Origin of the sequence: Martelella sp. NC20, from assembly GCF_013459645.1 — a bacterium.
In the GTDB taxonomy this organism is placed as follows: domain Bacteria; phylum Pseudomonadota; class Alphaproteobacteria; order Rhizobiales; family Rhizobiaceae; genus Martelella.
Map to the genome: position 1 here is coordinate 3,545,500 of NZ_CP054861.1, position 14,706 is coordinate 3,560,205.

A 14,706-nucleotide genomic window follows, 5' to 3' on the forward strand; every position below is an offset into this window, starting at 1 on the left:
GCCTTGCCGCAAACGACTCCATCTTGGACTGAAGGGCTTTACGCCCAGGCGTAATCGAATTGGCAGATGACCGGCACATGGTCGGATGGCCTTTCCCAGCCGCGCACTGTCTTGTCTATCGTCGTTGACGCCAGCCTGTCCGCGGCCTCGGCCGACAGCAGCATATGGTCGATACGGATGCCATTGTTCTTCTGCCACGCTCCGGCCTGATAATCCCAGAATGTATATTGACCTCCGGCCTCGTCGGCGCCGGCGACGGCATCATGCAGCCCGAGGCCGAGCAATTGTGAAAAGGCCTCTCTGGTCTGTGGCAGGAACAGGGCGTCGCCCGCCCAGACAGCGGGATCGTGGCAATCGCAGGGACGGGGAATGACATTGTAGTCGCCTGCCAGCACCAGCGGCTCCTCAAGGCTGAGCCGCTGCCTGGCATGCCTTCTCAATCGCTCCATCCATTCGAGTTTGTAGGGATATTTCGGCGTATCGACGGGATTGCCATTCGGCAGATAGATGGAGGCGACGCGGATCACCCCGCCCTGCACGCTGAAGACCCCCTCGATATAGCGTGACTGGACATCGTCTTCGCCATCCGGAAAGCCGCGCTGAACGTCTTCCGGCGGCTTTTTCGACAGCAAGGCGACGCCGTTGAAGCCTTTCTGACCGTGCGTCTCCAAATGATAGCCGAGATCAAGAAAGGGGCCCGCCGGGAAGCCCTCATCGACGGACTTGATCTCCTGGAGGCAGACGATATCGGGCGATGCTATCTCCAGCCACCGAACCAGATTATCCTGCCGCGCCTTTATGCCGTTGATGTTCCAGGTGGCAATCTTCATATCAAAAATCCGTGTCCGCGACCGCATTGGGGGTGGGAAACCGTCTCGCCCATGCCGGGACGTTTCAGCGAAGCCGTTATTCGCGACGATTGCGTCGCCGCAGCCCGGTCTATAGCCGCGCGATCATGCCGGATCAATGTCCGGCACGGAAGCCCCTGATCGTCGATAATCAACATGTCTTTGGCGAGGTCGATGGGCCAGCGCGGGCGAAGCGGTAAGGCGGCAGGGCGCGGCGGCGCCGGCTGCGCGCATTCGCGTGATTTGCCACCGAAATGAGCAGTTCGCGTTGCCGTTGCATGAATTCGTGCCTCATGCCTGACATGCGGGGCGTTCCGCTCCGGGCCGATGTCGCCTCCGCCGGGAGATGTAACGTGTAGTGAGCAGTGTTTTCTCTTCTTGCGCGCATGAAACTCTTTGTGACACATTTGTGGCACGGATGTTGCTTGGGATATCCGTGTAAGCACGAGCGATAACAAGCGGCCAAGGCCGCGGGGGATGGTTTTATGACCGATCAACATCACATTATATATAAACTTAACGATGTGCCTTCGCCGGGCGCCTCGTTTCTGGCTGCCGTCCAGCACATTCTGGCGAGCATCATCGGCATCGTCACGCCGACACTCATCATCGGCGGCGCTCTGGGGCTCGGCGTTCACATGCCGTATCTTCTGGCCATGTCTATGTTCGTTTCGGGCGTCGCGACCTTCATTCAGTGCCGGCGCATAGGACCGGTCGGCTCGGGCCTTCTCAGCGTCCAGGGCACCAGCTTCGCCTTTCTCGGCGTCATTCTGGCTGCAGGCTTTGCCGTCAAGGGCAGGGGGGGCACGCCGGAGGACATCCTGGCGATGATCTTCGGGCTCTGCCTCGTCGGCTGCCTGGTCGAGATCGTGCTCAGCCAGTTCATCACCCGGATGGGCCGCGTTGTCACGCCCACGGTTACCGGCATCGTCATCACCGTCATCGGCCTCAGCCTCGTGAAATCGGGCTTCACGGATTTTGCCGGCGGCGCCGGCGCCGGTGAAGCGCTTGGCGCGCCGATCAATATCTTCCTTGGCCTGCTCGTTGTCGCTGTCATCATCTTCTTCTCGTTCTCGAGGCAGCCCATGGTCAGGATCGCCGCGATCATGCTGGGCCTGGTGGTCGGCTTCATCGTTTCGATCTTCTTTGGCATGGTGAATTTTTCGGCACTGGGCACCCAGCCCTTGTTTGCCGTCCCCGTCCCGCTGAAATTCGGCCTCGATTTCGATATCGGCCTGTTCATCCCGATCGCGTTCGTCTATCTGATCACCGCGATCGAGACGACCGGCGACCTGACTGCGAACTCGGTTATTTCGGGGGAGCCGGTGCAGGGCGAACTCTATATGAACCGCATCAAGGGCGGGGTGCTGGCTGACGGCATCAACTCCGGGATTGCGGCGTTGTTCTGCACCTTTCCGAACACGACCTTCAGCCAGAACAACGGCGTCATTCAGATGACCGGCGTGGCAAGCCGCCATGTCGGGCTTTATATTGCAGGCATTCTCGTGGTGCTCGGCTTTTTCCCGATCATCGGCGGGGCGTTCCTGCTGGTGCCGAAGCCGGTGCTGGGCGGCGCCACCGTGGTGCTGTTCGGATCGATCGCGGTCGCAGGCATCCGTATCCTTGCGTCCGAGCCGATCGACCATCGCAAGGTCTATATCATGGCGGTGTCGTTCGGTCTGGGGCTTGGGGTCACCCTTGTGCCGCAGTCCATGCAGCACATGCCTGACATCATTCAGAAGGTGTTCGCAACGCCGATCACGCTTTCCGGCATTTCGGCCATCCTGCTCTCCCTGGTCATCCCGGAGCGGGCGGGCAAGACGATCGATGCCTGAACCCGATCGAGGGCCGCTTTTGTGGCCCTCGGCTTTTTGGCGCCCCGGAAATATTGTCCGGGGCGTTCTGCTTTGTGGGTTACGCTGCGCAGTCTGCGCGCTTCCGGCTGCTTTCGCAGCGCTGGATCGCACGGACGATCTGTTTTCAGCGGATTTTCGGACAGTTACGGGCTTGGAAAAAAAGAACACCCCGGCGCAGGGAAGTGCCGGGGTGTTCCTGGAGGTCATCGCGAACGCGGCTGCCTTGGAAGGCCAAAGACGGTAGACGGCCGACTTTACCAATCCACGATGAACTTTGTCGCGCTGCTTCAAACGCTGTAAGCCCAACCTAATCACTTACATTTGTTTAGTCAATCAGATGATTAAAATAAGTTTGAACCCTACGATCAGGGAGAATGTGTCAGGCCATGGGCGTGACCGTGCGACCGGGAGAAAGGGCGGCGCGGCCGAGCAAGGGCGGCACCGTCAGCGTCGTTGAGCGCGGGGGAGGCGAGGAGATCATGCTTACATACCTGTCTTGCAACCAGGGCTGCATTGCCGAAAAGGAATTGTCGGATAGCCAGATGGAGATGATCAGAGCCGCAGGCGCTGCAATCGTCGCTTCAGCATGAACGCATGGTCAGGAACTGAGGATACCGCTGTCGCTGAAGGCTTCAAAACCGCGATTTCAGCCGCCGCCCCGTGAACTGACATTTGTGCTCCACGCCTCTGTGTAAAGCAAATCAAGGCCGCTTCGGAGAACCGGCGCGGTCAATCCGGTTGGGCAGGCATTGCGTGAAAACAGCGCTACCCGCAGCAGTCAGCGCGGCGGACCCGCAACGTCAATCAGATCGAGAAACTGGTGCCGCAGCCGCAGCTTGCGACCGCGTTGGGGTTCTGGATCTGGAAGGACTGGCCGAGCAGATTGTCGACGAAGTCGATTTCGGAGCCGGCCATGTAAACCAGCGATATCTCGTCGATCAGCACCCTGGCATCGCCGCGGGTGATGACGACATCATCGGCTTCAGGGTCGTCGGCGAGATCGAACTTGTAGGAAAAACCCGAGCAGCCGCCGCCCTCGACGGCAACGCGCAAGGCCTTCTTGCCGTTTTCGGCTGCGATGATCGCGGCGATCTTCTTGGCGGCCGCCTCTGAAAGCGTCACATTCTTGGTGTCCATCGTCAGTCTCCTGGGCCCGGCAGGCGGGCCCGTGTTTTGGCGCGCGGATCGATCCACGCTTTCAATGGTCTTTGATCTTAGTTAAGAACGGCGATGACAGCCGTCAACGGTCTATCTTCATCCAGATGACCGGCCGGACGCGCGCAGGAATAATTTCCGCAACAGGATCCAGCATGACAATCGACAAATCGGCATTGGGTTTCGGCGATGTGGCGCTCGCGCCCTATGCCTCAAATCCGTGGGAAAGCCGCGGCCGGCTTTATCCCGAGCCCGACAGCCTCACGCGTTCGCCGTTTCAGCGCGATCGCGACCGGATCATCCACACCACCGCTTTCCGCCGGCTGAAGCACAAGACCCAGGTCTTCATCGGGCAGGACGGCGATCATTACCGCACCCGCCTGACCCATACGATCGAGGTGGCGCAGGTCGCGCGCTCGCTTGCCCGCGCGCTGCGGCTTGACGAGGACCTCGCCGAGGGCGTGGCGCTGGTGCATGATTTTGGCCATACGCCGTTCGGCCATACCGGCGAGGATGCGCTGCACGAGAAGATGGCGGCCTATGGCGGCTTCGACCATAATGCGCAATCGCTGAGAATCGTGACAAAGCTGGAGCGCCGCTACGCCGAATTCGACGGCATCAACCTGACATGGGAGGCGCTGGAGGGGCTCGTCAAGCATAACGGCCCGCTGCAGGACGCGGACGGGAACGGCATTGACGGACCGGTTCCGCAGCCGATCCTCGATTACTGCGCCCGCCACGACCTCTGGCTTTCGACCCATGCCAGCATGGAAGCGCAGGTGGCCGCGATCGCGGACGACATCGCCTACAACACCCACGATATCGATGACGGGTTGCGCTCCGGTTATCTGAGCTACGACATGCTGGAGGAGGTGCCCTTCCTTGCCGGCCTGATGTACGAGGTGCGCGACCGCTATCCCGGGCTGGAATCGAGCCGGTTCACCAATGAGATCATGCGCCGCCAGATCACCGCGATGGTCGAGGATGTCATCGGCGTTGCCCAGGAGAACCTGCGTCTGGCCGCGCCGCAATCGGCCGATGAGGTTCGCCATGCCGGCCGCACGCTTGCCGCCTTCTCCCCGGCGATGGCCGAGATCGACCGCCAGATCAAGAAGCTGCTGTTCCAGCATATCTACCGCAATCCCGATATCATGGTGATCCGCAAGGGCGCGGCTCAGATCGTGACGGATCTTTTCGACGCCTATGTCGCCGATCCGAAGCTGATGGGCGCGCACTCCTGGAGCGAGGGTATCGAACAGCTGGAACCGGCGCAGATTGCCCGGCATATTGCCGACTACCTTGCCGGAATGACCGATACCTATGCCTATAACACGCACCGCCAGTTGTTTGACCATACCCCTGATTTGCGGTAGGAGCCCGGAAAACCGCGCTTTTTTTTGCGCCTGCCCAGCGGCGGCAAATGGAAATTGACATGAATCTTTTTACCGATTTCGAACAGAGACTGAACGAACGGCTGCTGACGATCGCCGAAATCGCGGAAAAGCGCGATATGCTGGATTTCACCCGCATCGCGGTCGAACCGCCGCGCGATCCGAGCCATGGCGATATTGCCGTCAATGCCGCGCTGGTGCTGGCCAAGCCGCTTCAGCTCAAGCCGCGCGAACTCGCCGAGAAGATCATCGCCGCAATGGAAGGCGATGAGGATATCGCCGAGCTTTCGATCGCCGGTCCGGGTTTCATCAATATCCGGTTTTCGCCGCGCTACTGGCAGCGCGTGCTGCTTGCGCTGATCCGCGAGGGCGAGGATTTCGGCCGCAGCGGCACAGGCAAGGGCCGAAAGATCAACGTCGAATACGTTTCCGCCAACCCGACGGGGCCGATGCATGTCGGCCATTGCCGCGGCGCGGTGGTGGGCGATACGCTCGCCAATATCCTGGATTACGCCGGCTTCACGGTGACCAAGGAATATTACATCAACGATGCCGGCGCACAGGTCGACGTGCTTGCCCGCTCCGTGTTCCTGCGTTACCGCGAGGCGCTGGGGGAGGAAATCGGCGAAATTCCCGAGGGGCTTTACCCGGGCGATTATCTCGTGCCCGTCGGCGAAGCGCTGAAGGCGGAATTCGGGCCGTCGCTGCATAATCTGCCGGAAGACGAATGGATGCCGATCGTCAAGGACCGGGCGATCGATGCCATGATGGAGATGATCCGCTCCGATCTCGCCGCCCTCAATGTCACTCATGAGGTGTTCTTCTCCGAGCGTCAGCTTCATGCCGACGATGCCGCGGCGATCCGTTCCGCGATCAACGATCTCACCTTCAAGGGCCACGTCTACAAGGGCACCCTGCCGCCGCCGAAGGGGCAGGCGCCGGAAGACTGGGAGGATCGCGAGCAGACGCTGTTCCGTTCCACCGAGGTGGGCGACGACATCGACCGGCCGCTGATCAAATCGGACGGGAGCTACACCTATTTCGCCGCCGATGTCGCCTATTTCCGCGACAAGTACGAGCGCGGCTTCGACGAGATGGTCTATATTCTCGGCGCCGATCATGGCGGCTATGTGAAGCGGCTCGAGGCCGTTGCCAAGGCGGTGTCCGGCGGCAAGACGAAGTTGACGGTGCTGCTGTGCCAGCTCGTCAAGCTGATGCGCGACGGGCAGGAATACAAGATGTCCAAGCGCTCCGGCAATTTCGTTACCCTGCGCGAGGTTGTTGACGAGGTCGGCCGCGATTCCGTGCGGTTCATGATGCTTTACCGCAAGAGCAGCGAACCGCTCGATTTCGACTTTGCCAAGGTGACCGAGCAATCCAAGGACAACCCGGTTTTCTACGTGCAATATGCCCATGCGCGATGCATGTCGGTGCTTCGGCAGGCTGAAGAAGCCTTCCCGGGGCTGGATATTTCGCAAAAAACACTGGAAGATGCCGTCAGGCAGGCGACATATGAGCCGGAAGAACTTAGAGTTGTAGCCAAGCTTGCGGAGTATCCGCGGGTGGTTGAATCGGCGGCGACGATGCGCGAGCCGCATCGGCTGGCGTTTTATCTCTATGACCTGGCGTCGCATTTCCATTCCCATTGGAACAAGGGCAAGGAAAAGCAGGAGTTACGCTTTATTAATGAGAGTGACAGACAATCGACGATTGCGAAGCTCGGACTGGTGTCTTCTGTCGCTGCCGTATTGCGTTCCGGACTTGCTCTCACGGGAACCGACGCGCCGCAGGAAATGCGTTAGGTCCACCCGCACTCTCCCGTCGGCCTCAAGGCCGATGGCAGCCTCGGTGGTTTGAAAATGGCAGACAAGAACAAGCCGGGTCGCGGCAATAATGGCGGCTTTGACGAGGACGATCCCTTCGCCGAACTGGCGCGGCTGATCGGCCCACGCGATGAAGAGCCTCCGCGCCGACAGGATGGTCCGTATCCGCCGGAAACGGCGGATGACCTGACGGATGAACTGCTGCGCGAATTCGACTCCTTTTCCGGTCATTCCGAACGGTCAGATGCGCCATCGCGCCACGAGGCCGAACCGCCGTTCCAGCCGGAGCAGGAGGACCGTTTCGAGGGGCCCGCTGCGTCCGACCAGCCGCCTCCCTCGATCTGGGATGACCTGCCGGCAGAACCGGCGCATGAAGACCGCGAAGACATTGAACCGGATGATTTCGATCACTTCGAGATGCGTGGTCCGCTTGCCGGTTACGAGCCGCAACAGCCCGCCGAACCCGATGTGACGCCGCCGGCGGAGGAGCCGGTGTATCCGGTGCCTTCATACGAGACGGAGCTGCCGGCATACGAGGCGGAGCCGCAGCAGGCCCAGGAGGATCAGGAGCTTGCGCTCGATCTCGACGAGCTTGCGCTTGAACTGTCGGAACTCGAGCTTGCCGATGGCGGACCGGGACCGCTGGATGATGTGGCGACGGGCGACACCAATGATGCGGATTTCGACCCTGCCGCGCTGATTTCCACCGAAGAGCCGCCCGCGCCGGTGGACGAACTCGACCTGCCGCATATGGGCGATGACGAGGTTGTGCCCGTACGCGCCTCCGCGGACCCTTACGAATTCGATCTCGACGAGGAACTTGCCGATGTGCTGGCGAGCCAGCCGGCTTTGGTCGATCCGCTGCAGGAGACGCCGGCTCAGCCGGACCTGTCCGAAGAGCTTGATTATTATCGCGCCGTGCCAGACGAAGCCTATGATGCGGCCACCCGGCAGGCCGTGCCGCAGGCCGGTTACCGCGACGCTGCGGAAGGGTTCGAAAACCCCGCCGATGATGACTATTACGAGTTTGACGATCGCGAACGCCGTCCGGGCTTGTTGCCTTCGACCTTTCTCGGGACAGGACGCGTCCTCCTGATCGGCGTTGCCGGGATTGCGCTGGCCGTGCTGTTCGTGTTTGCGGGCATGCGCTATTTTACCGGCGATACCGGCGGCGAACCGGTGGTCATCACCGCTGATAATTCCAGCGTCAAGGAAGCGCCCGAGGATCCGGGCGGCGAGGTCGTGCCCAATCAGGACAACGCCGTTTTCAACGATATTGCCGGAACGCTGGCCGAAGCGCCGCGCCAGGGCAGCCTGATTGCCTCCGATCAGCAGCCGACCGATGTCCAAAGCGTTTCTCCCAACCCGCTGGCAAATGCCGCAGCGAGCAGCGGCGCCGATGCCGGCGGGCTTGAGCCGCGCAAGGTCAGAACCATGATCGTCAGGCCGGACGGCACGCTTGTCGAACGGGACGCGACCCAGATCAGCCCTTCATCTTCACCCGGTATCAGAGGGCTCGAAACCGAGACGGCGCTGCCCGACGAAACCGGTCAGCTTGTCACGGTTCCGCCTTCGACGGGCGAGAATGCCTCCGCCGATGCCGATGCCGGCAACAATCAGGCGACAACGCCCGCATCCTCGCCACTCACCGCTCCCTCGAATGAGCCGGCGGCAGCAACGGAGCCTCCGGCTGTCACGGAGCCTGCTCCTACGGCAGACGGCGCCGCTGAAACCGACGACGCCACGCCGGAGCCGGCCACCGCGGACGCTCCGGTTCCAGATTTCGGTATCGCCAACGTGCCGCTGCCGACGCCGCGACCCCCTGGCGGCGCACCGGCGCGCGTCGCCGCCGCCAGCCCGGCTCCGGCGGCCGCGACGTCGACGGCCCCCGCGCCGGCGCCGCAGACGAGTACGCAGTCGAGTTCGGCCTATGCCATGCAGATTGCATCGCTGCCTTCGGTGGAGGAGGCGCAGCAGGCCTATCAGCGGCTCAGCGCCCAGCATCCGTCCGTGCTCGGGCGGCGAACGGTCGAGATCGTCCCCGCGACGATCGCGGGCAAGGGCACCTATTATCGCGTGCGCATAACGGCTTCCAGCCTGTCGGAAGCGCTTTCGCTGTGCGAGCGTTACAAGGCGGAAGGCGGGAGCTGCTTCGTGCCGCGCTGATTTATGCCGCGCGGCGCGTGAAATCGGCGCTTTTGCCGTGCAGGCCGACAAAAAATTGTGCATGAATGACGGGCTTCACTCGTGCTTTGGTCCCGATCTCTTATGATTCGCCCATGACAAACGCCCCGAAAGCCATGATTCTCGGTTGCGCCGGCGCCCGCCTCAGCGACGAGGAGAAAGCCTTCTTCCGCGCCGAGCAGCCGTGGGGCTTCATCCTGTTCGGCCGCAATGTCGAAAGCATGGAGCAAATGAGGGCGCTGACGGGCGAACTGCGCGCGGCGGTCGGCCGCGATGCGCCGGTGCTGATCGATCAGGAGGGCGGAACCGTGCGCCGCCTTCGCCCGCCGCTGGTGCGCGATTATCCCGCCGCCTCGGTGATCGGAAGGCTTTACGCCGGCTCGCCCTCTGAGGCGAAGGAGGCGGCCTATGCCTGCGGGCGGCTGATCGCGGCTGACCTTCTGTCGGTCGGGATCGATGTTGACTGCGCGCCGGTTCTCGACATGCCGCCCGAACCCGATAGCGGCTTCATCGCCAACCGGGCTTTCGGCAGCGAACCGGAGCAGGTGCGGGTTCTGGCCCAGGCGATGGCCGATGGGCTGAAGGCCGGCGGGGTGCTGCCGGTGATCAAGCACATGCCGGGCCACGGGCGCGGCCTTGCCGACTCCCATATCGGCCTGCCGGTGGTCAAGGAGCCGCTTTCTCTGCTGGCTGAACGCGACTTCCGGCCGTTTCGCGAGCTGACCGGCATCCTGATGGCAATGACCTGCCATGTGCTGTTCGAGGCGATCGACGCCGAAAACCCGGCCTCGACCTCGGCAAAGGTTGTCGAGCAGGTGATGCGCGGGTCGATCGGCTTCGACGGGCTGATCATTTCCGACGATATCTCGATGAACGCGCTTGCCGGCGATATCGGCGAACGCGCCCGCGCGGTTGCCGCGGCCGGCATCGACATCATTCTTCACTGCAATGGCAGGATGGATGAAATGCGCGCCGTTGCCGATGCCGCCCCGGCGCTTTCCGGCGCCGCCCTGATCCGGAGCGAGCGGGTGATGGCGGCCAGGCCCTCGGCTGACGATGCCGATCTCGGCGAATTGTCCCGCCGCCTCGACGCCCTGCTACGGGCCGGGAGCTGACCATGCAGGAAAGCTTCTTCCCCGAGAATGCGACTGTCGAGGTTCGAGCTGCGGGCGAGGCGGTGCTGGTGATCGATGTTGGCGGGTTCGAGGGCCCGCTCGACCTGTTGCTGCATCTGGCGCGCACCCAGAAGGTGGATCTTGCCCGGATCTCGGTTCTGGCGCTCGCCGAGCAATACCTGACCTTCATCGAAAGCGCGCGCCGCATCCGCATCGAGCTTGCCGCCGACTATCTCGTCATGGCCGCCTGGCTTGCCTATCTGAAATCGCGGCTGCTGATCCCGAAGCGTCCCAGCGACGAGGAACCCTCCGGCGAGGATATGGCGGCAACGCTGGCCTTCCGCCTCAAGCGGCTGGAGGCGATGCGCGATGCCGCAAGTCAGCTCGTCAACCGCAACCGGCTCGACCGCGATGTTTTCCGCCGGGGCGCGCCGGAGCATATCCCTGATGAAACCGGCTCAACCTACATCGCATCGCTGTACGAACTGCTGGATGCCTATGCCAATCTGCGCCAGCGCCAGGCTATCACCGAGGTGACGATCGTCATGCGCAATGTCTGGTCGCTCACCGATGCGCGGGAACTGCTGCAGGGGCTGATCGGCGAGATCGGCGAGTGGACCGCGCTCGACCGCTATCTGCTGCGCTATCTCACCCGGCCGGAGGACCTGCGCACCGCGATTGCCAGCACCTTCGCCGCATCGCTGGAACTGGCGCGCGAGGGCAGCCTCGATCTCCGGCAGGACGAAGCCTTCGCGCCGCTGATGATGCGCCGCGGCAGCCGCAGGGCCGACCCCTTTGCCGGCGAGGCCGCCGAATGAGCGAGCCCGATGAGGACGGTGAGGAGGCGCTGAGCCCGGAGCTGATGCTTGAGGCCGAGCGCATCGCCGAGGCGTTGGTCTTTGCCGCCGCGGAACCGGTGAGCGAGGGCTATATCGCCGAGCGCATTCCCGATGGCGTCGACGTCACGGAGGTGATGGCGCGTCTTGCCGAGCTTTATCGCAATCGCGGCGTCAATCTGGTGCGGGTCGAGGATCACTGGGCGTTCCGCACCGCCGCCGATCTCTCCTTCGTCATCCATCGCGGCGAACGCGAGGCGCGCAAGCTGACCCGCGCGGCACTTGAGGTATTGTCGATCATCGCCTACCACCAGCCGGTCACCCGCGCCGAGATCGAGGAAATCCGGGGCGTCCAGACCTCCAAGGGAACGCTCGACGTGCTGATGGAGGCCGGCTGGGTCCGGTTTCGCGGGCGCAGACGAACGCCCGGCCGGCCGGTGACAATGGGCACGACCCGCAGCTTTCTCGATCATTTCGGTCTGGAGGAAATCCGGGATCTGCCGGGGCTCGACGAGCTGCGCGGCGCGGGCCTGCTGTCGGGCCGGATACCGCCCGGTTTCCAGATCCCGCTGCCGCTCAACGACGATGAGGAACTCACCGATGACGAGGAGCCGCTGGACGCCGCGGACCTCGAGGATCTGGGGCTTTTGACACCGGGCGGCAAACATGATGAATAAGCTCTAGAAAAAGCCATCAATCCGTTGTAGGTCGGGACAAAACAGTCTGGAGCGGCGATGAATTTTGCCCGGCGCCCTATCGGCCAGAGCGGTCAGACCGCACGGCTCAGTTTCGAGAACATTCGCCACGGCTACGGCCAGGGCGATGTCGTCAAGGACGTGTCGCTGTCGGCATCGGCGGGCGAGGTTCTGTGCCTGCTCGGACCTTCCGGATCGGGAAAGAGCACGCTTTTGCGCATTGCCGCGGGCCTTGAACTGCCGCATCAGGGGAGGCTGCTGATCGACGGCGTCGAGGTGACCGGGCCATCGGTCTTCCTGCCGCCGGAGCGGCGCGGCATCGGGCTGATGTTTCAGGATTTCGCGCTGTTTCCGCATATGACGGTCGGCGACAATGTCGCCTTCGGTCTGCAACGCCTGCCAAGGGCGGCGCGACAGACAGCCGTCAGTGAGGCTCTGGCACGGGTCGGCCTGTCCGGCTACCGCGACAAATATCCGCATATGTTGTCGGGTGGCGAGCAGCAGCGGGTGGCGCTTGCGCGCGCGGTCGCCCCGCGACCTTCCGTGCTGCTGATGGACGAGCCGTTCTCCGGGCTCGATTCGAGGCTGAAGGATCAGGTTCGCGCCGAAACGCTGGCGGTTTTGCGCGATACCGGCGCCACCGTCATCATCGTCACCCACGATCCGGGCGAGGCGATGGGCATGGCGGACCGGATCGCCTTGCTGAAGGACGGCCATCTGGTGCAGACGGGCAGCCCGCGCGCGCTCTTTTGCCATCCGCAAAGCCTGTTCGCCGCCTCTTTCTTCTCGGAAATCAATCGCTTCGAGGGGAAAGTTGAAGCCGGACAGGTGGAAACCCCGTTTGGCCGCCGCCCGGTCGCCGCGGAGGTGTCCGACGGCCCGGTCACGATTGCGGTGCGTCCCGGCGATATCCGTCTGGCGCAGGATGCCTCGCTTTCCGGCCAACCCGCCGAGGTGCTCGAACGAAGATTTTTAGGGACTGCGGAACTGTTCCGGCTCAGGATCGAGGGCACGCCGCATGTTCTGGAAGCCAGCGTTTCCGCAGGCTCGATTGCCGAGGGCGCGGAGCGGGTTTTTGTCGAAGTCGCGGATCAGACTATTTTGGTATTTGAAAATCGCTGACAAACACCTTACACCAGAGACAATTAGTAACAGGAGATTTGGTTATGGGTAATCTCGGTATCTGGCAGTTGCTCATCATTCTGGCGATTGTCGTGCTGCTTTTCGGTCGCGGCAAGATTCCCGAACTGATGGGCGACGTCGCCAAGGGCATCAAAAGCTTCAAGAAGGGCATTTCGGACGAAGACGAAAAGCCGGCGGAGAAGGACAAGACCGTCGACCACAGGGCAGACGAGACCAAGCAGGGCTGATGCCGGGCAGCCGGCAACGGCTGGCCGCAGGAGAATGTGAATGCTTGATATTGGCTGGACCGAGCTTCTGGTCGTGGCAATCGTGATGATTGTCGTCGTCGGGCCGCGGGAACTTCCGCATCTGCTGAGAACCTTCGGCAAGACGATGACGAAGTTCCGGCGCATGGCGTCCGATTTCAGGTCCCAGATGGATGATGCGCTGAAAGAGGCGGATATGGAAGACGTCTCGACGGCCATCCGGGACGTCAGAAGGATCAATCCCGCCAATCAGTTGCGCGATGCGATCAATCCTCTGCGTCAGACCGCGCGCGATATCGACTCGGACCTCAGGAAATCGACGGCGCTCGACACCAAGCCGAAGCACAAGGCCGATGGACCGGAGCTGAAGAAGGCGTCCTATCCGACGCCGGGCGTCAATTCCGATTTCTCCCCTGTCAATGCCTTCGACAAGGCGGCGGCCAGGAAGGATGAGGCCGCGCCCGCGCTGGTATCGAAGCGTCAGGAAGAAAAGCTGGTCAGCCACAGGCCCGGCTTCAAGGCGGCCCCCCGACCGGTCAAACCGAAATCGTCCGGTGGACGCAGGAGCGGGCGATGAGTGAAAAAAGCGATATCGATGACAAGCCGCAGCCGCTTGTCGAGCACCTGATCGAGCTCAGGAAGCGCCTTGTCTGGTCGCTCGTGGCTTTCTTCCTTGGCTTTCTGCTCTGTTTCGCCTTTGCCAAGGATCTCTTCAATCTTCTGGTCCTGCCCTATAAATGGGCGGTGATATGGTCTGGCCACGACCCGGAAAAGATGCAGCTCATCTATACCGCGCCGCAGGAATTCTTTTTCACCCAGATCAAGATTTCGCTGTTCGGCGGCCTGCTTCTGGCATTCCCGGTGATCGCCTTTCAGGTCTACAGCTTCGTCGCGCCGGGGCTATACAAAAACGAGCGTTCGGCGTTTCTGCCGTTTCTGGTGGCCTCGCCGGTGCTGTTCATCATCGGCGGCGCGATCGTCTACTTCTTCCTGATCCCGGTGGTCATGCTGTTCTTCCTCGGCATGCAGCAATCCCCGAAAGACGGCGAGGTGGCGATTTCGCTGCTGCCGAAGGTTTCGGAATATCTGAGCCTGATCATGTCGCTGGTGCTGGCCTTCGGTCTGGTGTTCCAGTTGCCGGTGGTCACCACGCTGATGGCGCGCGTCGGGCTGCTTTCCTCCGAGTGGCTTGCCAAGCAGCGCAAGTTCGCGATCGTCATCGCCTTCATCATCGCCGCCGTGCTGACGCCGCCCGATCCGCTGTCACAGCTGGGACTGGCGCTGCCCACCATCCTGCTTTACGAGGTGGCGATCTATGCCGCGAAACTTGTCGAGCGCCGGCGGGGCGAGACCGCCGAGGAGGAGAGCGTGTCCGAAGAGGACGAGGCCTAGAGCGTCGGGCGAAAAGTGGAATC

14 protein-coding genes are annotated in these 14,706 nt (G+C 62.2%); 12 read left to right on the forward strand and 2 right to left on the reverse strand.

Going from position 1 to position 14,706, the window contains the following annotated elements; translation table 11 throughout:
- Positions 1–38: 38 nt before the first annotated feature.
- A complete protein-coding gene (gene xth / locus HQ843_RS16860; RefSeq protein WP_180897232.1) occupies positions 39–830 on the reverse strand; it encodes an exodeoxyribonuclease III in 792 nt (263 codons plus the stop codon).
- Positions 831–1,333: 503 nt separating this feature from the next.
- Here xth and HQ843_RS16865 point away from each other — a divergent pair.
- Positions 1,334–2,683 (forward strand): uracil-xanthine permease family protein, encoded by a 1,350-nt coding sequence (locus tag HQ843_RS16865; protein ID WP_180897231.1) that lies wholly within the window; start codon positions 1,334–1,336, stop codon positions 2,681–2,683.
- A 407-nt stretch (positions 2,684–3,090) separates the two neighbouring features.
- Complete coding sequence (locus HQ843_RS16870) at positions 3,091–3,294, forward strand: hypothetical protein (protein ID WP_180897230.1); 204 nt, start codon at positions 3,091–3,093, stop codon at positions 3,292–3,294.
- Between the two features lie 214 nt (positions 3,295–3,508).
- Here HQ843_RS16870 and erpA read toward each other — a convergent pair whose 3' ends face one another.
- Positions 3,509–3,841, reverse strand: a complete 333-nt coding sequence (erpA, locus tag HQ843_RS16875; RefSeq protein ID WP_180897229.1) for an iron-sulfur cluster insertion protein ErpA — start codon at positions 3,839–3,841, stop codon at positions 3,509–3,511.
- Between the two features lie 173 nt (positions 3,842–4,014).
- Here erpA and HQ843_RS16880 point away from each other — a divergent pair, with 173 nt between their 5' ends.
- The 10 genes from HQ843_RS16880 to tatC all read left to right on the forward strand — a co-directional run bounded on the left by HQ843_RS16880 (position 4,015) and on the right by tatC (position 14,683).
- Entirely contained in the window at positions 4,015–5,232 is a 1,218-nt protein-coding gene (locus HQ843_RS16880; RefSeq protein WP_180897228.1) for a deoxyguanosinetriphosphate triphosphohydrolase, read from the forward strand.
- A 59-nt stretch (positions 5,233–5,291) separates the two neighbouring features.
- Entirely contained in the window at positions 5,292–7,052 is a 1,761-nt protein-coding gene (argS, locus tag HQ843_RS16885; protein WP_180897227.1) for an arginine--tRNA ligase, read from the forward strand.
- A gap of 57 nt (positions 7,053–7,109) precedes the next feature.
- On the forward strand, positions 7,110–9,239 hold the full coding sequence (locus tag HQ843_RS16890) for an SPOR domain-containing protein (RefSeq protein ID WP_180897226.1): 2,130 nt from the start codon (positions 7,110–7,112) through the stop codon (positions 9,237–9,239).
- 113 nt (positions 9,240–9,352) lie between these two features.
- Positions 9,353–10,372, forward strand: coding sequence for a beta-N-acetylhexosaminidase (nagZ, locus tag HQ843_RS16895; RefSeq protein ID WP_246710125.1), 1,020 nt, complete (start codon positions 9,353–9,355; stop codon positions 10,370–10,372).
- Between the two features lie 2 nt (positions 10,373–10,374).
- Positions 10,375–11,190, forward strand: a complete 816-nt coding sequence (locus tag HQ843_RS16900) for a segregation and condensation protein A (protein ID WP_180897225.1) — start codon at positions 10,375–10,377, stop codon at positions 11,188–11,190.
- Positions 11,187–11,885 carry an SMC-Scp complex subunit ScpB gene (gene scpB, locus HQ843_RS16905; protein WP_180897224.1) on the forward strand — a complete coding sequence of 233 codons (699 nt, stop codon included), beginning with the start codon at positions 11,187–11,189 and terminating at the stop codon, positions 11,883–11,885. The genes HQ843_RS16900 and scpB overlap by 4 nt, the downstream gene beginning before the upstream one ends.
- Positions 11,886–11,942: 57 nt before the next feature.
- Complete coding sequence (locus tag HQ843_RS16910; protein ID WP_180897223.1) at positions 11,943–13,025, forward strand: ABC transporter ATP-binding protein; 1,083 nt, start codon at positions 11,943–11,945, stop codon at positions 13,023–13,025.
- 44 nt (positions 13,026–13,069) lie between these two features.
- Positions 13,070–13,273 carry a twin-arginine translocase TatA/TatE family subunit gene (locus HQ843_RS16915; protein ID WP_180897222.1) on the forward strand — a complete coding sequence of 68 codons (204 nt, stop codon included), beginning with the start codon at positions 13,070–13,072 and terminating at the stop codon, positions 13,271–13,273.
- A gap of 40 nt (positions 13,274–13,313) precedes the next feature.
- Positions 13,314–13,868, forward strand: a complete 555-nt coding sequence (tatB, locus tag HQ843_RS30055) for a Sec-independent protein translocase protein TatB (protein WP_180897221.1) — start codon at positions 13,314–13,316, stop codon at positions 13,866–13,868.
- Complete coding sequence (tatC, locus tag HQ843_RS16925; protein WP_180897220.1) at positions 13,865–14,683, forward strand: twin-arginine translocase subunit TatC; 819 nt, start codon at positions 13,865–13,867, stop codon at positions 14,681–14,683. The genes tatB and tatC overlap by 4 nt, the downstream gene beginning before the upstream one ends.
- Positions 14,684–14,706: the final 23 nt, after the last annotated feature.